We start from the raw sequence: 17,992 nt of genomic DNA on the forward strand, positions 1-17,992 counted from the left end.
TTAAAGTTTTATTGATAATTACCTGTTCGGTTGACGATACATAAGTCAACAGATTCGTCTAAAAGTTGGTAACAATACAGGCATTCCGGTAGTTGGGGCGGCTGTTTTTCCCGCAAGACGTGTGCGCCTTCGGTGTTCTTGCAAAAGTTGTTTTGTGACGAACTCGCGTTACCGGTTTGAAATCGCCTAACTCCGCAGACCTGAAGCTGCGATTTCTTGGGCAAGGCGGGCGACACTTCGGCTCATCGCAGCGGCAATTCTTGTGTAATCAGGGCCGCTTACGCCAGTTGGCGCAGTGCTCACCGGTTCACGCAGCAGGGTTCGGCCCATTGTGATCACCTCTTGCGTGCCGCCGCTGAGTACGGTCCAGCGCGCATCAAGCACGACTTGCCCGTCCGGTCGAGCCTCGAACGCGTTGACCTGCACGGTGATTTGATAGGTCATGTCACCCGACGTCGTCCAAGGGTACAAGAACAACCGGTCCGTTCTTAACTGCTCGGAAAGAACCTCGGCCAGAACGTTCTGGAAGTTCTCGGTCAGGCCGCCGCCCCAACGATTTTGTTCGTTCACATTTACCGAGGTCGCGGTGTCGCGCGTCACAATTTCAGTTCGGTCCAGATATTGCGGCATGGTGATCGGGCCGACCCCAATCAACGGTCCGCGCCTGCGCGTCGTCTGCACGGCCTCTGTCGAGGCAGAGACCGGCGCAGAAAGGATATAAAAGTTCGATGGTTGGCTGGTGCATCCAGCGACCACTGCACAAAGCAAAAGCCCGGCAAGGACCGAAAGTCGGCGCAACATAATAGGTCTCCGTTTCTATCGTCTGCCTGTAAGGAGCGCGTTGGGATTACGTTCGAGAAAGTTGGCAAACTCGCGCAGAGATACCGCCGCGCGGCGAATTTCCCTGAGCGCCGTATCGAGTTGCGCAATCGTTGGCGAGTCCGGGCTGATCACCGACCTCGCGCCCGCGAGGGCATTGCGTGCGTCGCGCATGGCTGCGTCAGCGTTGTCCAGTATCGCATCTGCCTGTCCGAAGATTGGCTCCACGCCGCCCTCCACAGTTGCAATAAGCGTTCTGAGTTCATTGATAGCCAGCCCGCCATCGTCCAACGCCATTTGGGCTGCAGCCATCGTTTCTTCGGCTTTGTCAGTAAAAGGCCCGATCTCGGTGGTAAGTTCCGCGGCGAGTGTGCCGACGGAGGCGATCGGACCACGGGCGTCGTCAAGCATTTGTGTGGCTGTGGCCAGTGCCGCTTGCGCTTCGACGAGCAAGGGGGCTGCTTTTGTGTCGAACGAATTGATGACGCTGCGTGCGTCCTCCATCGTTCTGTTCGCCGTGACCAGAGCCTGTTTCAGATCGTTGGAAATTGGAGTGATTTCCTGATCGAGACTGTCGATCAGGGCCCGACCATCCTGCGCGATCGTCTGTATCGCCTGTATTGTGTCGGTCGCCCCTGACGACAACGTCGATACTTCCGATTCAAGGCTCTGTGCAATCTGTTGCAGCAGGTCGAGGCTTTGAGCAGCAGAATACAGCACTTCGCCGGGTTCCATCGCCAGACGCGCCTTCGCTTCTTCCACGGTTGCACGCACATCCGCGACCGTGGCGCTGATATCGTCAGCCAAGGGGCCGATCCTGCCAGAGATGGCGTCAACAGATGTACTGATCTGGATGATGCTGCGTGTTGCAGCCGTCACGGCTGTTTCAACATTTGTAGCGATCTCTTCCAGCGGAAGGTTTTGAAGAATATCCGCCAGCCGTGTGACACTGGCTTTCAGCTTCTCGGTGTCAGAGGGGAGTGTCGGAATCTCCTCAGCATCCGGATCTAGCCCGGTCAACTTGACCGCCGTCGACGGCTTGAAATCAAGCTCGACACTCAGTTGCCCTGTCACGAAAGACTGCATGCCAAGCTCGGCTCTCAGCCCAAATGCGATCAGGTCATCGAGTGTGCGTCCGTCCCCCGTAATTTGACCGCGAATGCGGTTTGGCTCGATGCTGATGTAGACGGGAATAAGAAAGAGCGATTCCGTGTCTTCGGGAAAATACGTAACGCTGATGTCCGTCACCTGTCCAAGCGGAACACCGCGAAAATTCACAGGGGCTCCGACCTGAAGGCCCGCGACCGACCCTTGAAAAAACAAGACATAAGTTCGCTTGGCACTCAAGAAGTTCGCACCGCCAAAAAGCACCAAACCGGCAATTGCCAGCACGAAGGCGCCAACCACGAATAGTCCGACCAGCTTTGGATTGGTTTTCTGACTCACGTCGCAGCCTCTGCATTTTTCACGGACACAGAGCTTGGACCGCTTCTATCTTCGTGACTTTTGCCACGATTCAAAAACTCTCTCACGCCATCGTTCGGGCTATGATCGCGCAATTCACTTGGATTACCTTGCGCGATCATCGTCTTGGTGATCGGGTCCAGAAAAACCGAATTGTTGCCAATTGAAAAGATGCTGGCCAACTCGTGGGTTACGATCACGATCGTGGTGCCAAGGCTTTCGCGCAATTCAAGGATGAGATCATCGAGCAGTTTCGAACTGATCGGATCAAGACCCGCCGAAGGCTCATCGAAGAACAGGATCTCGGGATCAAGGGCCATGGCACGCGCAATCCCGGCGCGCTTCTGCATCCCGCCACTGATCTCTGACGGGTAATAGTCTTCGAAGCCTGACAGCCCGACGAGAGAGAGCTTCATTGCCGAAAGTTCGCGGATATCCGCAGGGCTCAGATTGCTGTACTCGCCCAGCGGAAGCCCGACGTTTTCGGCCAGCGTCATGGAACTCCACAAGGCGCCGCTTTGGTACAACACACCGAACCCGCGCATCATGGCCTCGCGTTGCTGTTGCTCGGCGCCCCAGAAATCGGTCTCGCCGATCTGAACACGTCCTTTCGCCGGGGGCTTGAGACCGATCAGGCATTTCAACACCGTGCTTTTCCCGCAGCCCGAACCGCCCATTATGATGAACACATCGCCACGGCCCACAGTGAAGGTCAGGTTCTTCTGAATCACGAAATCGCCATACCTAAGGTCAAGGCCGGTCACCTCGATATGGGGGCGCGGCGGGGGCGTGATATTTGTCATTTCAAAACCTCAGATCCCCAAAATGCTGGTCACGACTGCAAAAAGACCATCCAGAACAATGATCAGAACAATCGACATGACCACAGCCGATGTGGCAGCGTCACCAACCGCAGAGGCGCTACGCCCGGACTGGATGCCTTTCAGGCACCCCGCAAGCGCGACGACAATGCCGAAAATGACACCTTTGAAAACGCCGAAAGCAAAATCAAACAGACTGACACTGTTGATTGTCTGAACGTAATACTCCGTCGCAGTCAGCCCCATCATGCCGACACCGACGATCGCACCTCCCAAAATTCCAAGGATATTAGCATAGATGCACAGAAGCGGCATCATGACGATCAGCGCGAGCATGCGCGGCAGCACCAAAAACTCCATCGGTGAAAAGCCAAGTGTCCGGAACGCGTCGATTTCCTCGTTGACCTGCATCGTGCCAAGCTGCGCGGCGAAAGCTGCGCCTGTCCTGCCAGCCATGATGATGCCAGTCATGATCGCCGCCATCTCGCGGGCCATTGCGATCGCGACAAGGTCGGCCACGAAAATCTGCGCGCCGAACTGGCGCAGTTGCACCGCGCCGACAAATGCCAGGATCAACCCGATCAGGATCGAGATAAGTGTCACAATGGGCAGCGCCTTTGGCCCGCAAGCCTCGATTGCAATCATGAAGTCTACACGGCGGAATTTTGCGCGCCCTACAGAAAAACGGGCCAGTGCGATGGTCGCTTCGCCAAGGAACGTGATCGTTGCGAGCGATGTCTTTTGGAAATCGAGCCAACCTTTTCCCACCGCAACCAGAAAACCATCGCGCGACGTCGTTCGACGCGCGCCTTGCCGTTCGGGCACAGCGGAAGCAAGGGCAACAAGCCTTTGTGCTCCGGACGGCAGGCCCCCAAGGTCGATTTCAATTCCTTTGACCTTCGCCTTTTCCATCACTTGCAGAACAGCAGTCACGAATGTGCTGTCCCACATGGTGAGATCACTAGTTTCAAATGTGAGTGATCGAACGCTTTCTGCCGCGTCGATAGCAGACATCATTCCCGCAGCGCCGGGTGCCTTCGAATGCAACGTCCAATCTCCTGAGACACCCAGTACCCCGGCACCGTTTTCCTTGGCCTGTAGAGCAATCTCACCGCGCCGTTTCTCTACAAGACCCGGATTAGAGAGGGTCATCAAAAGAACCCCGACCGCATTTGAATGAATTCATAAGTCGCCATGTGCCAAGCATCGCTTGATATTCTGACTTGGCAAGACTTTAGCAACCGTACAGGCAACAGACACCGGCTAACGTGGTAGAAAGACAACCTTGGCCCATAGTCGCTGCTGCTACACCGTCAGCTTCGATCGGTCCGGAACTTGACAAGCCCGGCAACTTAGCAAGAACTGCCGCTCTTTGAAGATCATCAAGCGTCACCGAAGCTCATTTTGAAATGGCATGTATTGCCCGAACCTTGGGCTGCGCAGAGTGTTTCCTCGCACCGACAATCAGGTGAGACCAACACACGATAAAGCCGCTCGAATACTGCCGTGTGCCATGCGCACAAGGGTACGCCGCTGACTTCACCGCGCACGATCGGGTTGTTTGTGATTGTGAAAGACCAAGCTGACTGGACTTTGAACGAGCCGGATCCTGCAAAAGTCCACGCGTGTTTTTCGATTGCGCCCGACAGAATCCGTGCCGCCGGTTTTCTTGGCAGAACCTTCAGCACAGTTTGGGCGAGATCCGGAATCCGGTTTGCAAGAATATAGTTCGCGGTTTCAAAACCGGCTTTGGCGGCCAAGGTGGGCGCCAATGCCGGTTCTTCTTTCCGAATTTGTCTATGCAGACGGGCAGCATCCGTTTCCGGGATCATGCTGAGGCCATCCGGGATATCAAAAATCCCTGCGGCCGCTAATATTTGCGCGCGCCGCACTGGACCGCAAAAACGATCAAGAACCGGCAAAAATTGCAAAATTGCGTTTGGACCAATGAGACCTTGGGATGCATTGCCATCTCTAGACATCCTCCAATTGTTGGTTGCCAGCGCCGCATGCCTTTATTTCGGCCCCGTTTGGCAATTTGAACGCCTGTTTCCGCTCAATCGTCTGGGCCTTGACGGCCTCACGCCGTTCTGCGGCCTTTGCCGCCTTGTCGGCCGAGGCTTCCCAGTCTTCCATCTGCGCTTCGGCGATGGTGCGCGTCTCGTCGAAGTGGAAATCCAACTTGTTTTTGGATTGTGGGCCAGTGTAACCGACTTTGCCCAAGTCATAGAATGTCCGGCCAACGCCCGCTTTCAGGAACGCATACAGGCACCCTAACAGATACCGCCGCCTGAACCCGGTGCCGCGCCAAGGGTAATGGAACAGCGCCTTCTTCATATAGAACCGACGATAGTTGTTCATCACCCCATCCAGCAACTCGCCCCGTTCCATTTCAGCCGGCTTCATGATCGGGGTGACGAAGTTGTAACGACTGAAATCGAACACCTCGACCTGATCCTTCAACTCTTGGAAAAGCGGAGTAAACGGCCACGGTGTGTACATTGACCAGTTGGCCAGATCCGGCTGCCAATCCCACGCCATCTGGTAAGTTTCTTCGAGTGTTTCGGGCGTTTCATTATCCAGCCCGACGATGAATTGCGCCTCAACAAGAATGTCCGCTTCGCGCAGCAGACGGATTGCTTCTTTGTTTTCTTCAACTTTGGTTTCTTTGTTGAACACGTCCAACTTCATCTGCGCGGCGGCCTCAGTTCCAAGGCTGACATGCACCAAACCGGCTCTGCGGTAAAATTTCAGTAAGTCCCTGTCCCGGTAAATATCCGTGACCCGGGTATTGATGCCCCAGTTGATCCGTTTGGGCAGGTCGCGGTCGATGAGTTCCTGACAAAAGGCCACGAATTTCTTTTTGTTGATCGTGGGTTCTTCATCGGCGAGGATGAAAAACCCGACCCCGTGGTTGTCGACAAGATCTTCTATTTCATCAACGACGTCCTTGGGGTCACGCACACGATAGTCGCGCCAGAACTTCCATTGGCTGCAGAATGAACAGGTGAACGGACATCCCCGCGCAAGGTTAGGGATCGCAACCCGAGTTCCCAGGGGAATATAGATGTACTTTGACCATTCCAACACGGACCAATCGGGCTTGATCTTGGACAGGTCTTTCACGGTAGAGGCGGCTTGGGTCGCAACAATCTGATCGCCATCAATGAAGGCAAGGCCATTGATCTTTTCACGCTCGGCAGGAAAGCGCCCGTCTTCGATGGCACGCATCAGTTCGGTGCAAATCTCTTCGCCCTCGCCGCGGACGATCACATCAATCCACGGCGCTTCCGTCAACACCTGTTTGTACATGAACGTTGCATGCACGCCGCCCATTACGCGGACCGCACCGGGGGCGACCTCGCTTGCCACTTTCAAGACATCTTCAGCCTTGTAAATCGAAGGAGTAATCGCCGTGACCCCGACCACATCCGGGGCAATCGCCTCAATTTTCTGGGCAAGGTCCGCATCCGTCAGTCCATCGGTCATCGCGTCGATGAAATGGATGTCGTCAAAGCCCGCTTGCCTGAGATGTCCGGTAAGATATGCGACCCAAGCGGGCGGCCACGTTCCGGCGATTTCAGCACCACCAGACCGATAATTCGGATGGACAAAAAGGATTCGCATATCGACTCCAATCAAAAGTGTCCATTTTGTGTTACACTATTATGTGCCCTTCATAATTGACACAAATCAACTTTGTCGGCTTCTCCTGACGCGGCAGTTCTTTTGGCAAACGAGGCTTACAGATACTCTGCTGTCTCGTTTCGACAGACGACCCCATAGGATCATGGCCGCGCCCTTCACACTGGGGGCTTCACGGCTCTTTGCCGGCACCGGCTGTACGCTACGGCGTCTGCAAAACCAGAAATATCTAGCCAAGAAGTTAGCTGCCATCACCTATCCTGAGACAGCTTTTATCTGATCACTGCTTTATTTGGGCGCAGGCCATCGCAATCGAGAATGCCTCGTCCGACCCGCCCCGCTCAAGAAACAACTGGCGTGCTGCGGTAATATCGCCATCGGTATCAAAATAGGCCTGAAGACCAAGCAGGGCGATATCATCGGGGAATTGTGCCCGACTATCAGCAAACCAAGAACTGACCGTACCAGTCGCACGGAACTCATCCACGTAACCTGAAAGCCATTTGTAGCCTTCGGGTGCACTTGCTGGACAGGAGGCGGCATTGGCGATTGCTGCGAGCGATGAAAAGGCTAGGGCTAGTGAAATTCCGTTAGCAAACACAGTGCTCTCCTGTTTTTTGATCACACCTTGATCTGCAAGTCATAAAGATTAGTCAACTGACAGTTTTTTCGATGTCAGCATACACAGGCTTCGCAAATCAACCGCGTCATTTGGCGGAAAAGGTGGGGTCTTTGTCCTAACGGTCATCACAAAATTTCTCCTAATGTCAGGCCATGACACAAAGACAGACATATCAGACAGAATACGAGACCCGCAGCGTTGTGATGGTGGCGTTCCCGCAGGCCCACATCCTTGATATCGTCGGCCCGCTCGAAGTGCTGACGGGGACGAAGTATTTCTTACCCGAAGGCCCGGAGCCTTATGCGGTTACCCTGGTTGCGTCCAAAACCGGCCCTTTACCGACGACGTCCGGGTTAAGTCTGACGGCCCACCGTGCTTTTGCAGATGCCGCCACCGATACGAGCCCCATCGACACACTGATCGTCAGCGGCGGTCATGGCACCATGGCCGCGATCAAGGATCCTGAGTTGCTCGATTTCGTGCGGCAGTCTGCATCCCGGTCACGGCGGATCGTGTCAATTTGTACAGGCGCGATGATCCTTGCCGAAATCGGACTTCTGGATGGCAAACGCGCCAGTACCCATTGGTGGTGGTGTCCAATCCTGGAACAGCGCTATCCAGCCGTTGCGGTTGACCGCGACGCTATTTTTGTCCGCGACGGAAATATCTGGACTTCGGCCGGGGTGACCGCCGGGATGGACCTGGCGCTGGCGCTGGTCGAAATGGATTTTGGCCATGACATCGCCCTCCAGGTCGCGCGGTACAACGTGATGTACATGATGCGCCCCGGCGGCCAATCGCAGTTCAGCGCGCACCTTGTGGCCCAACGTGCGGATGACCCGGCCATCAACGCAACGCTGGACTATATCCTCGCCAATCCCGGTGACCCGCTGACAGTGACTGCACTTGCCGCACGCGCCGGGCTGTCTGAACGAACCTTTGCGCGGCGGTTCAAGGACAACACAGAGATGACGCCCGCCGCCTATGTCGAAACGGCGCGGGTCCAAGCCGCACGCGTGGCCCTTGAGACGACGACGATTGGTGTCGAACAGGTCGCGCTGCAAACGGGGTTCCAAAACGCAGAGCGGATGCGCCGGGCGTTTCAGCGGCATCTTGGTGTCTCTGCCACAGACTATCGCGAGCGGTTTCGCGGATCTCAACTGACACCATTGATCCGCGACGGCCCCGACTGACCCACGCACGAATTTTTCCATTGGCCACGTCTCACGCGTCAACCGCATCACGGTTGGCGCGGACGAAGACCTGTGCCCGGACCAAACCCAAACCCAACTCACAGAAAGATAAATGACATGAAACGCACTTTACTTGTAACAACTGCCATCGTCCTCGCGGCAAGCACTCCGATCTTCGCAGAGGGCGGCTTCTATCTTGGCGCATTGGTTGGCGGCGTCGTGAACCAGAACCAGGATTTGGACGGAAGCGCCGGTGGCCTGACGATCTCGCTCGATGGAGGCGCGGATCTGAGCATCTTTGGCGGATACGATTTTGGCAAGGTGGGCAAACTGGGGTCGCTGAGAACCGAACTGCAATTTTCAGGCCGCGCGTCAGAGACCGACGGCGCAACCGAAGGCACCTATACCGAAGAAGCGGTGTTCCTGAACGTGCTTCATGACTTCACCTTGAGCGAACAGTCGAAGTGGGTGCCATATCTTGGCGCAGGTATCGGCCATGGCAAACTGGAATACGACGATTACCGCGCAAACGGGACCACGCTCCTCAACGGGTCCGACGAGGTTTGGGGTGGTCAGTTGATCCTTGGCCTTGGATATCAGTTGACTGAGGGTGCTCGCGTGTTTGCAGATTACCGCTACCGAAATTGGGCTGACACCAAAGTCAGCGATGTCAGCGGGCGTGCGGTCTCAATCGACAACGCATCCTCTAGCATCAATTTCGGCGCCGCTTATACATTTTGATACCTGCGCCGGGCGATCAAGAAACAACAGGCACTGCTGGCACGCAGAGCCAGCAGTCATGCCTCATCATCAGGGACAGGCATCACGACCAATCGAGCCCCTGCCGATCTCTATGCACCCTAAGTGGCGCTGTCCGGCGCGATACAAAGCGCGCGTATTTTGCAAAGGCGCGGGCGGCGTACTTCACGGTCTGGAACGATTGCCAGACTGCGTGCCGCCGCTCTGGGCCGCGACTGGTCGGCATGGTTGCAAGCACTCTCGGAACGGCACTCCTTGGAAACTTTTGAACCGAAAGACACCTTATGCAAACCGTCTTCATCGCCGGTGCAACCGGCTATCTTGGCCGCCACCTTTGTAGTGAGTACCGCAAGCGCGGCTGGCACGTTCGCGCTCTGGTCCGGGACCCCGGGCGGGCACGTCAACTCGACGCCGACGAGTTGATATCGGCTGAAGCCACCCTGCCCCACACTCTCAAAGGCATTATGGACGGGGCCGATCTGGTCATCTCTGCACTTGGCATTACCCGTCAAGCAGAGGGGTTGGCATATTGGGACGTCGACTATCAAGCGAACCTGAATCTTTTAGACGAAGCGCTGCGTGCCCATGTGCCGCACTTTGCCTATATCCACGTCCTGAACGCCGGGCAAATGGCCCAAGTACCTCTGGTCGCGGCCAAGATGGCCTTTGTCACGTCGTTACAAAGCGCAAGCATAGCTTCGAGTGTGATTGCCCCGTCCGGATACTTCTCGGACATGTCCGATTTTTTGACGATGGCACGGTCCGGCCGCGTTTGGCTTTTCGGCTCCGGGGCACACCGGATCAATCCAATTCATGGGGCAGATCTGGCCGCCACTGCTGCCAATGCTATCGCCCGGGGACAGGATTGGTTGGACGTGGGCGGCCCTGACGTTTTCAGCCAATCAGACCTTGCAAAGGCGGCATTCGCGGCCGTTGGCAAGCCAGCGAAAATTACACGGCTGCCCGATTGGCTGCGCAAGGTGGCCCTTGTCTTGCTGCCGTACCTGACCCCGCGCCGCATCCATGGTCCAGCACAGTTCTTTCTCACGGCGCTTGGGTTGGACATGGTCGGCGCGCCGCATGGCACCCGCCATCTTGAGGCGCATTTCGCGGCGATCACGGGGCAAAAGCTTCATTGAAGGTATGAAATGAAAACCATCTTCACACTTCAACGCTTAGGCGGATTGTCCGCACTTGTGTGCGGCGCAACTTACTTGATCGGCTTTGCGTTCTTGATCACGCACTTGGCCCCCATGGGATACGGCACAGCCGATATCGACACACGTGCCGTGGTTGCGTTCAGCGCCGCTTCCCCCAGCATATTCATCGCTTGGAACACTGCGATTTATATAATCAACGCACTGGCTCTTGCGGTGCTGGTTGCAGCGCTGGCGCAGCGTTTGTCCTGCGCCCCGCCGAGCTGTGCCGCTGTCACCAAAGGAATTGGTTTCATCTGGGCTGGACTCCTTCTGGCTGCCGGAATGATTGCCAATGTAGCGGTGGAGCAAGCCGGGGAACTTTACCGCACCGACCCTGAGGCTGCCGCAACTCTTTGGCACATCTTGCATTCCGTCGAACTTGGCCTTGGCGGCGGCAACGAGATTGTGGGCGGCGTCTGGATTGCTTGCGTCAGCAGTGCCGGTTGGATCCGGCGTTGCTTGGGGAAACGTACCGCCTGCTTAGGCGCGTTGACCGGTGCAAGCGGGATACTGACCCTGATCCCGATGATTGGCGACGCGGCTGGAGCTGTCTTTGGACTTGGCGCAATCGCTTGGTTTATCGCGATTGGTGTCGCACTCGTGTTCAGACACGAAGCACCCACGCCACAAGCATCCATGGCAGTCCATACTGCACAAGGATCAAAGCCATGACACTGAATGGAGACTTGCAAAGGCTGATCGATACTGAATGCGCGAAGGCGAACACCCACAACGTGATCCTGCGCATTGAGTCCGGCAATGGTCAGGTTCGGTTCAAAGGCAGCGCCGCGGCTGCCAGGCCCGAGGCGCCTTTCGCGATCGCGAGCATTTCCAAGATGTTTACCGCGACACTGATCCTGCAACTGGCGGAAGAGGGGCAGATTGACCTGAACCAGACCGTGCAGAGCCTTCTGCGCACTGTCGATCTGTCCGCTCTGCATGTCGTGAAAGGTGTCGACTACGGGCCAAGTCTTTCCGTTCGACAGTTGATCCACCAGACCTCCGGACTGGCCGATTACTACGCCAGCAATCTGTCAGCGGATTTGAAACAGAACATTGATCGCAGCTTTGGCCTGCACGATGTATTGCAGATGACGCGGGCGCTCCCGCCACAAGCCGCGCCCGATAGCGGCAGGTCCTACTACTCCGATACCAATTACCAACTGCTTGGTGCGGTAATCGAGGCGGTCACAAGCCAAACCTTTGACCAAGCAGTACAAAGCCGTATCTGTGAGCCGCTCGGGCTAAGGGAAACTGCCGTATTGAACGACGACGACGCGGGGCTTCCGATTTACTACAAATCCCAAAGCCTGAATGTTCCACGCACCCTAGCCAGCATGGGGCCTGACGGAGGCATCTTGTCAACCATGGATGACCTGCTGACTTTCTTGCGTGCGTTCATTCAAGGCCAGCTTTTCAACCCCGAGAATGCCGCACAGATCCGCCAGTGGAACCGGCTTTTTTTCCCGTTTCAGTACGGATACGGGGTGATGCGGATCAAATTGCCGCGCTGGATGACCCTGTTTCGCGCCACGCCAGAGTTGATCGGCCATTCCGGGGCCAGCGGCTCCTTTGCGTTTCATGCGCCGGGGCCGGACATCTATTTGATTGGTACATTCAACCAAACTGACGCGCCGCAGCGCCCCATCAGTTTCATGCTGAAAGCACTGCGTATCATCGAAAGACATGGGATTTCTTAATGTTGAGTGCAGCAGTCAATGATTGCCCGTCGATCGGCGATTCTGCTGCGTTACTTTGCCAGCCGTGTGCACTTTGCACCAAAGAAACGCTGATTGAGAAATGGCTGTCTGCATGGACGAAATGGCAGCATCTTGGAGGCCTTCGTGAGCCGAACTTATGAAGCAAAAGTACACCGGGAAAAGGTGACCCTAAGCGGCAGCCTTGTATTGAGTACGCCGAACCACAAATCGATTGCAGTCTTGATGCTCCATGGGAGTGGCCCGCTTGATCGCAATGCAAACATGGAGGGTCAAAACCTTCATATTTTCAATGTAATCGCTGATGCTCTGGAACGCGTCGGCATCAACAGTTATCGATATGACAAGCGTGGCTGCGGTGATAGCAGCGGAGATTATAATACCGCGAGTTTTTCGGATCTGATCGACGATGCCTGTGCCGCCGTCGACATGCTTGCATCCGTTCCCTGCATCGAAGGAATTGTCTTGTTGGGGCACAGCGAAGGTACGATAATCGCCCCAGTCGTCGCGCACTTGAAACCAAAGGTCATCGGTCTCGTGCTTCTTTGCCCTACGATACAGCCGGTCGAAGACACATTGATGCGGCAGGCGGACAACATGGCGGAGCGGGTGGCAACGACACCCGGCATACGTGGCGCAATGGCCCGGTTTTCAGCCTGCATCAGAGGCGGCATTCCTAGAAGACAGAGAAAACTCATCGACCGGATCAAAGCGTCAGAAAGCGACACGTTCACAGCTATGGGGCAGCACATTCCGTCAAAAATGCTTCGGGAACTTTTTGCCCATGATCCTAAGTCCTGGATTGCGAAAGTTCAGGTGCCCGTGCTCGCAATCGCCGGCGCGAACGACATCCAATGTCTACCAAGTGACGCCAAATCGATTGAGAACATGGCGCAGGGGCCAGTTGAGACGCACTGCCTTAGAGGTTTGACGCATATATTGCGTGCCGACGATGCGCCCGCGTCATTTGATCGATATGATGAGCTTATGACAAAAGAACTCGATCCGCGCATCTCGCAGCTTTGCATCAAATGGATTTTGCTGCACTATTTTCACCGACGGCCACGCAAAGTTTCGCCAAGCTAGAATTCTTCATGGTCGGGTGTCCGTGTTCAGGTCTGCCCTATGCCGGAAAATAATGCGGCGGAGCACAAACTGGCCCCTTATCTTCGCGGCCTTGGTCTGCCGCCTTGCATGTCGCGCCGACGCGCGGGCGGTCTGAGATTACAAGCAGGCACTCGTTTGCAAGTATTAATAGGTTGCCGACGACACCCATTGATGTAGCTAATTAGATGTTGATTGATATGATCAATCATCTAGGCATTACCCTCCGGGGGAAAATCGATGATGACATCACGATCCTTGTATGTGTCGGTTGCTGCTCTGCTGTGTGCAAGCACAGCGTTGCCTCAGGAAATCAGCACTGCCTTCGGCACGGATTTTGCGGTTTCACCGGACGAATTGCCGTCAACGGGTGACCAGTGCTGGGCTTTCGTCGGGCACAACTCTCAGAACCGGGTGATCTGGGGCGATAGCCATCTTCACCCTTCCTACTTCTGGGAGGCGGGGCTTGTGGGAGACTGGATATCTCTCATTGAGGGCACAAACATCCACCGTTTCGTCGCCTATCGAGACGGCGTTAACAAGACGTCGATGAGCGATCCCTTCACGACAGAGGGTACCTTTGGGTCGTGCAGCCCCGGCAGCCTATGGAAATGGATGGCGAATTCCCAAGACGTGAGGCGCGGCGACGTTCTCGCCATTGCGCAAGACGGGAACCTCTCCAAAGACATCTTGTTTCCTGAGACTGCGCAGCCAGCCTTCCATCACGCGCGGGTGATCGATATCCCGACCTCGCGCTGGACGGCCCATGGCGCCTTTCGAATAGGTGCCCAAGGCCACGCGGAAAGCTGGATGGAGCCACAGGGACGCGCCTATACCTCTCTCATCTGGTATACGCTTTGAACCGGGGGCAGCGTATCGGGCTCATCGCGCTTCTCGCCTTTGGGAACGCGCAGATCGCTCTCGCCTGTGGCGTCTGCGTCGAGAAACCCGAAGAGACGGTCTCTGATCGTCTCTTGGCCGCGGACGCGGTTGTCATCGCACGAGAAGATCGCGACAATCCCTACAGCTTTGCACCTGTCATGTTCCTGTTGGGTGCGTCGAATGACGTTCCCATCCCTTTCCTGGTCGACAGCATCACAAAAAGACGGTTGGACAGGAACCCAGCGGATGGCGTTTTGATGCTGCGTGAAGGGAACGCGTGGTCGCGCGCTGGCTATGCAAACGCAGCATGGCGAAGCGCGGCCGCAAAGATCCTCGCGCATGGTTCTGACTGGCAGATTGATCCGACAGCACGCTTCAGTTTCTTCGAAGCAATGCTGCATGGTCCTGATCGCTTTCTACGCGAACAAGCCATCGACGAACTCAGCCGTGCCTCATACGATCTGATAAGCGAGATGGCGCAACCAATAAACGGCGCAGTTGCGCGGCAAGCTTTAACCGACCGCAGCGAGATACCATGGCAATCGTTCTACATCCTTATGCTCGGCCTCAGCGACCGCAACGAAGATCGCGACCATGTGCGCGAGCGCATTGCCCGAGCTGCCCGCCTTAAAGGCGAAGCGCACCTGGATGCTTGGGCAACGGCACTGATTGAAGTTGACGGATCTGCAGGTGTGACACGGTTGGTAAACACATGGCTTGAGGCGTCACACCAAAGCACAGAAGCCCTTAGAGACGTCATTGCAGCTTTGACCGTCCATGCGAAATACGGGGACCCAAGCTTGAAGGCCGGGATCCTGGCTGCCCTTGCCCGCCTACCGCAACAGCGCCCCGAAGTCGTCGGTTCGGTCGCGGTGGCTTTTGGCGAAATTGGGGATTTTTCTCGGGCTGAGGTGATCAGCAGCGCCATGTCGCGTTTGCCAGCCAAAGAAAAGCAGCGTATCGACGCAGCGGAGTTATTCGCAGCCGCAAGCTACTTGTACAGATCGCAAAACGCCGGGATCACGGCATTTGATCCACTTCAGGGAAATTAGAAATGAAACAGTTGCAGTTTTCAGCCTTTACGGTGGCAGCACTTCTGGCGGCCGGGGTAGCTCAGGCACATACCGGCGAAGGTGTCACTGGCGGGCTTGCCAGCGGCTTCCTGCACCCACTCTTCGGATGGGACCACGTTGTTGCCATGGTTGCCGTTGGGCTTTGGGGGGCTGTCTTGGGGCGACCAGCGCTTTGGTTGTTGCCAGTCGTTTTCCCGATGGTGATGGCATTTGGTGGCGCACTTGGTGTCGCCGGCGTACCACTACCGGCCGTCGAAGTCGGGATTGCCCTGTCGGGCGTCGTGCTCGGCCTGCTCGTTGCGCTGGCCGTGCCAGCACCGCTTTGGGTCGCAGCCGTCATCGTTGGGGTCTTTGCGATTTTCCACGGCCATGCCCACGGCACCGAATTGCCGACAGCCGCCGATCCGATCGCCTATGCGGTGGGCTTCGTTGTTGCTACGGGCTTGCTGCATCTCGCAGGCATCGCCATCGGACTGCTTTGGGATCGTCCTTGGGGCACATGGGCGGTGCGGGCTGCAGGTGCAGTCGTCGCCCTTGTCGGCGCGGCCTTCCTGACCGGGGTCGCCTGATCCGTGGGAATGACACGATGAACGCTGTTCTGCGCGAACCTCTGGTCCATTTCTTCATGCTCGGGGCGGCGGTGTTCGCCCTGTTTGCCCTGTTTGACGACACCCCGCCACCCGTGGCTGCCGAGGTCATCACCGTGACCGAAGACGACGCTCGCAGGCTCGCCGGCGCGTTCGAGGCGACATGGCGGCGCTCGCCAAACCCCACCGAGCTGAACCACCTTATCGACAGTTTCGTGCGCGAGGAAGTTTACGTGCGCGAGGCGCTGGCCCTTGGGCTCGACCGCGGCGACGCGGTGATCCGCAGCCGCCTCCAGATGAAGATGGAATTCCTGACCGAGAGCGGCGCCGGGGCAATCACGCCTGATGACGCCACGCTCGAAGCTCACCTCGCGGCCTTTCCCGAACGCTTTGCGCAAGCGCCACTTGTTGGCTTCGAACAGGTCATGATCGATGATACCATCGGAACCGAAGCGCTGATGGAAATTCGCGCACTGATGGATGCCGGAGGCATCCCCGATGGCGTTCGGCTGAACCTGTTGCCGCCCACCCTGCCCGCGGGCCCGCCGCGAGTGGTCGATGGCACCTTTGGCACAGGCTTCTTCGAGGCGCTGGCTACACTGCCAACGGGCAAATGGGCCGGGCCGGTCACTTCGTCCTTTGGCCGCCACCTTGTTCGGGTAACCGAGCGGCGCGACACGCGGCTTCCACCGCTCTCCGAAATCCGCGAGCGAGTCGAAAGCGACTGGCGCGCGGTGATGTCGGTGCAATTGCGCGAAGAGCGCTACAAGGCCCTTGTCGCGCGCTACCTGATCGTCCGTCCGGATGATCCCGAGGGACTCCGGCAATGATCCGGCTCTTGGCCCTGATCGCGCTGTGTCTGTCATTGCTTGCGCCCGCGACGGCCAATGCCCATGCGCTCGAGCCGGGCTTTTTGGAAATTCAACCGCTCGACGTCGACGAATGGCGCATCACCTGGCGCAAACCGCAGGTGAATGGGGCGCCTATGAAAATCGACGCCGTGCTACCCGAGGTCTGTACACCGCGGCGCGGGCCAGCACCCGTATTTGACGGGCGCGCCTTTTTGACCAACTGGATTGCCAAGTGCGAGAACGGTTTGCCCGGCGGCGAGATCCAGATTGATGGGCTGGATCAGACGCAAACAGATGTTCTGGTCCGCTACGCGCTCGCGCCCGGCGAGACGCCGCAAGCCGTACGCCTGACCGCAGCCGCACCGGCCTTTACTGTGCCACTCAAGGCGGGGCCACTTGGGATCGCGGCAGGCTATTTTTCACTTGGCGTTGATCACATCCTGAAGGGTATCGACCATTTGCTCTTTGTGTTGATGCTGATCGTGCTGATCCGGGCGTGGCGGCCCCTGCTGACCGCTGTTACGTCGTTCACGGTCGCACACTCGCTATCGCTCGCTGCCGCAAGCTTGGGCTGGATCGTTGTGCCTGCGCCCCCGGTCGAGGCCATCGTGGCGCTTTCGATTGCCTTCCTCGCAGCCGAACTTCTGCACGAGCACGGCGACCAGCCACGCCTGTCAGAACGCTATCCATGGGCCGTCGCCTTCGCCTTCGGCCTGCTGCATGGGTTGGGCTTCGCGCGTGCGTTGCTTGAGGTCGGCCTCCCCGAGGGCGACGTTCCCCTTGCCCTGCTGGCGTTCAACCTCGGCGTGGAGGCTGGACAAATTGTCTTCATCGTTCTGGCTCTGGCACTTGGCGCCGCATTCAGTCGGCTCTATCCCAGCCTCGCAAAGGGCCTGACGGCACCTGGAACCAAAGGCCTTCGGGCTGTGTCCTATTGCGTCGGAACACTTGCCGCCTTCTGGGTGATCGAGCGCGTCGCAGGCTTCGTCACATGAGGGGACTGCGGTTTGCCATTCTCGCCGTTTTCGCGCCCGTCCCAGCCTTCGCACACGACGCTTTCGGCGACCTTGGGCCATTCTACGCGAGCCTTCTGCACCCTTTGGCTGATCCGCTGCAAGGTGTGTTGCTTCTCGGCACGGCGGCTTTTCTTGCTGGCCGTCCGCTATCCACCGTGAGACCGGCACTGCCCATCTTCCTTGCAGCGGCGGCACTCGGTTACGCCGCCATCGGCATGCGCCCGGATCTAGCCTTTTCA

The 17,992-nt window shown here is 57.1% G+C and carries 19 protein-coding genes; 12 read left to right on the plus strand and 7 right to left on the minus strand.

Annotated elements, in window-relative coordinates:
• Window positions 1-186 precede the first annotated feature (186 nt).
• The 7 genes from E2L05_RS05310 to E2L05_RS05340 all read right to left on the minus strand — a co-directional run bounded on the left by E2L05_RS05310 (window position 187) and on the right by E2L05_RS05340 (window position 7,374).
• Window positions 187-801 (minus strand): PqiC family protein, encoded by a 615-nt coding sequence (locus E2L05_RS05310; protein WP_133341859.1) that lies wholly within the window; start codon window positions 799-801, stop codon window positions 187-189.
• Window positions 802-816: 15 nt separating this feature from the next.
• Complete coding sequence (locus E2L05_RS05315) at window positions 817-2,265, minus strand: MlaD family protein (RefSeq protein ID WP_133341860.1); 1,449 nt, start codon at window positions 2,263-2,265, stop codon at window positions 817-819.
• Window positions 2,262-3,086, minus strand: a complete 825-nt coding sequence (locus tag E2L05_RS05320) for an ABC transporter ATP-binding protein (protein ID WP_133341861.1) — start codon at window positions 3,084-3,086, stop codon at window positions 2,262-2,264. The genes E2L05_RS05315 and E2L05_RS05320 overlap by 4 nt, the downstream gene beginning before the upstream one ends.
• 9 nt (window positions 3,087-3,095) lie before the next feature.
• The gene (locus tag E2L05_RS05325; RefSeq protein ID WP_133341862.1) at window positions 3,096-4,256 is read right to left on the minus strand and encodes an ABC transporter permease; all 1,161 of its coding nucleotides are present in this window, start codon (window positions 4,254-4,256) and stop codon (window positions 3,096-3,098) included.
• Window positions 4,257-4,486: 230 nt separating this feature from the next.
• Entirely contained in the window at window positions 4,487-5,086 is a 600-nt protein-coding gene (bchJ, locus tag E2L05_RS05330) for a bacteriochlorophyll 4-vinyl reductase (RefSeq protein WP_133341863.1), read from the minus strand.
• Window positions 5,079-6,731, minus strand: coding sequence for a magnesium-protoporphyrin IX monomethyl ester anaerobic oxidative cyclase (bchE, locus tag E2L05_RS05335; protein WP_133341864.1), 1,653 nt, complete (start codon window positions 6,729-6,731; stop codon window positions 5,079-5,081). Before bchE ends, bchJ begins: the two co-directional genes overlap by 8 nt.
• Window positions 6,732-7,029: 298 nt before the next feature.
• Window positions 7,030-7,374 (minus strand): hypothetical protein, encoded by a 345-nt coding sequence (locus tag E2L05_RS05340; RefSeq protein ID WP_133341865.1) that lies wholly within the window; start codon window positions 7,372-7,374, stop codon window positions 7,030-7,032.
• Window positions 7,375-7,523: 149 nt separating this feature from the next.
• Here E2L05_RS05340 and E2L05_RS05345 point away from each other — a divergent pair, with 149 nt between their 5' ends.
• From E2L05_RS05345 to E2L05_RS05400, 12 genes are all read left to right on the plus strand, one after another.
• Window positions 7,524-8,564, plus strand: a complete 1,041-nt coding sequence (locus E2L05_RS05345) for a GlxA family transcriptional regulator (RefSeq protein ID WP_243721880.1) — start codon at window positions 7,524-7,526, stop codon at window positions 8,562-8,564.
• Between the two features lie 117 nt (window positions 8,565-8,681).
• A complete protein-coding gene (locus E2L05_RS05350; RefSeq protein ID WP_133341866.1) occupies window positions 8,682-9,305 on the plus strand; it encodes an outer membrane protein in 624 nt (207 codons plus the stop codon).
• A gap of 302 nt (window positions 9,306-9,607) precedes the next feature.
• Window positions 9,608-10,462 carry an SDR family oxidoreductase gene (locus tag E2L05_RS05355; RefSeq protein ID WP_133341867.1) on the plus strand — a complete coding sequence of 285 codons (855 nt, stop codon included), beginning with the start codon at window positions 9,608-9,610 and terminating at the stop codon, window positions 10,460-10,462.
• A gap of 9 nt (window positions 10,463-10,471) precedes the next feature.
• Window positions 10,472-11,194 (plus strand): hypothetical protein, encoded by a 723-nt coding sequence (locus E2L05_RS05360; protein ID WP_243721881.1) that lies wholly within the window; start codon window positions 10,472-10,474, stop codon window positions 11,192-11,194.
• Window positions 11,191-12,222 (plus strand): serine hydrolase domain-containing protein, encoded by a 1,032-nt coding sequence (locus E2L05_RS05365; RefSeq protein ID WP_133341868.1) that lies wholly within the window; start codon window positions 11,191-11,193, stop codon window positions 12,220-12,222. Before E2L05_RS05360 ends, E2L05_RS05365 begins: the two co-directional genes overlap by 4 nt.
• A 144-nt stretch (window positions 12,223-12,366) precedes the next feature.
• Window positions 12,367-13,326: an alpha/beta hydrolase gene (locus E2L05_RS05370; protein ID WP_133341869.1), complete on the plus strand. Its 960-nt coding sequence runs from the start codon at window positions 12,367-12,369 to the stop codon at window positions 13,324-13,326.
• 261 nt (window positions 13,327-13,587) lie between these two features.
• On the plus strand, window positions 13,588-14,205 hold the full coding sequence (locus E2L05_RS05375) for a DUF3604 domain-containing protein (RefSeq protein WP_165971693.1): 618 nt from the start codon (window positions 13,588-13,590) through the stop codon (window positions 14,203-14,205).
• Window positions 14,202-15,278 carry a hypothetical protein gene (locus E2L05_RS05380; protein WP_133341871.1) on the plus strand — a complete coding sequence of 359 codons (1,077 nt, stop codon included), beginning with the start codon at window positions 14,202-14,204 and terminating at the stop codon, window positions 15,276-15,278. Before E2L05_RS05375 ends, E2L05_RS05380 begins: the two co-directional genes overlap by 4 nt.
• A gap of 2 nt (window positions 15,279-15,280) precedes the next feature.
• Window positions 15,281-15,868 (plus strand): HupE/UreJ family protein, encoded by a 588-nt coding sequence (locus E2L05_RS05385; RefSeq protein ID WP_133341872.1) that lies wholly within the window; start codon window positions 15,281-15,283, stop codon window positions 15,866-15,868.
• 17 nt (window positions 15,869-15,885) lie between these two features.
• Window positions 15,886-16,716, plus strand: coding sequence for a peptidyl-prolyl cis-trans isomerase (locus E2L05_RS05390; protein ID WP_165971694.1), 831 nt, complete (start codon window positions 15,886-15,888; stop codon window positions 16,714-16,716).
• Complete coding sequence (locus tag E2L05_RS05395; RefSeq protein ID WP_133341874.1) at window positions 16,713-17,732, plus strand: HupE/UreJ family protein; 1,020 nt, start codon at window positions 16,713-16,715, stop codon at window positions 17,730-17,732. The genes E2L05_RS05390 and E2L05_RS05395 overlap by 4 nt, the downstream gene beginning before the upstream one ends.
• Window positions 17,729-17,992: hypothetical protein (locus E2L05_RS05400; RefSeq protein WP_208016229.1), on the plus strand; the 264-nt coding region annotated here is incomplete at its 3' end. The genes E2L05_RS05395 and E2L05_RS05400, both read left to right, overlap by 4 nt.

Origin of the sequence: Meridianimarinicoccus aquatilis (assembly GCF_004358675.1) — a bacterium.
GTDB classification, from domain to species: domain Bacteria; phylum Pseudomonadota; class Alphaproteobacteria; order Rhodobacterales; family Rhodobacteraceae; genus Meridianimarinicoccus; species Meridianimarinicoccus aquatilis.

Coding starts and splice junctions, on each gene's coding strand:
- E2L05_RS05360 (WP_243721881.1), top strand. CDS start 10,472: ATGAAAACCATCTTCACACTTCAACGCTTAGGCGGATTGTCCGCACTT.
- E2L05_RS05395 (WP_133341874.1), top strand. CDS start 16,713: ATGATCCGGCTCTTGGCCCTGATCGCGCTGTGTCTGTCATTGCTTGCG.
- E2L05_RS05385 (WP_133341872.1), top strand. CDS start 15,281: ATGAAACAGTTGCAGTTTTCAGCCTTTACGGTGGCAGCACTTCTGGCG.
- E2L05_RS05375 (WP_165971693.1), top strand. CDS start 13,588: ATGACATCACGATCCTTGTATGTGTCGGTTGCTGCTCTGCTGTGTGCA.
- E2L05_RS05350 (WP_133341866.1), top strand. CDS start 8,682: ATGAAACGCACTTTACTTGTAACAACTGCCATCGTCCTCGCGGCAAGC.
- E2L05_RS05355 (WP_133341867.1), top strand. CDS start 9,608: ATGCAAACCGTCTTCATCGCCGGTGCAACCGGCTATCTTGGCCGCCAC.
- E2L05_RS05310 (WP_133341859.1), bottom strand. CDS start 801: ATGTTGCGCCGACTTTCGGTCCTTGCCGGGCTTTTGCTTTGTGCAGTG.
- E2L05_RS05390 (WP_165971694.1), top strand. CDS start 15,886: ATGAACGCTGTTCTGCGCGAACCTCTGGTCCATTTCTTCATGCTCGGG.
- E2L05_RS05320 (WP_133341861.1), bottom strand. CDS start 3,086: ATGACAAATATCACGCCCCCGCCGCGCCCCCATATCGAGGTGACCGGC.
- E2L05_RS05365 (WP_133341868.1), top strand. CDS start 11,191: ATGACACTGAATGGAGACTTGCAAAGGCTGATCGATACTGAATGCGCG.
- bchJ (WP_133341863.1), bottom strand. CDS start 5,086: ATGTCTAGAGATGGCAATGCATCCCAAGGTCTCATTGGTCCAAACGCA.
- E2L05_RS05345 (WP_243721880.1), top strand. CDS start 7,524: ATGACACAAAGACAGACATATCAGACAGAATACGAGACCCGCAGCGTT.
- E2L05_RS05325 (WP_133341862.1), bottom strand. CDS start 4,256: ATGACCCTCTCTAATCCGGGTCTTGTAGAGAAACGGCGCGGTGAGATT.
- bchE (WP_133341864.1), bottom strand. CDS start 6,731: ATGCGAATCCTTTTTGTCCATCCGAATTATCGGTCTGGTGGTGCTGAA.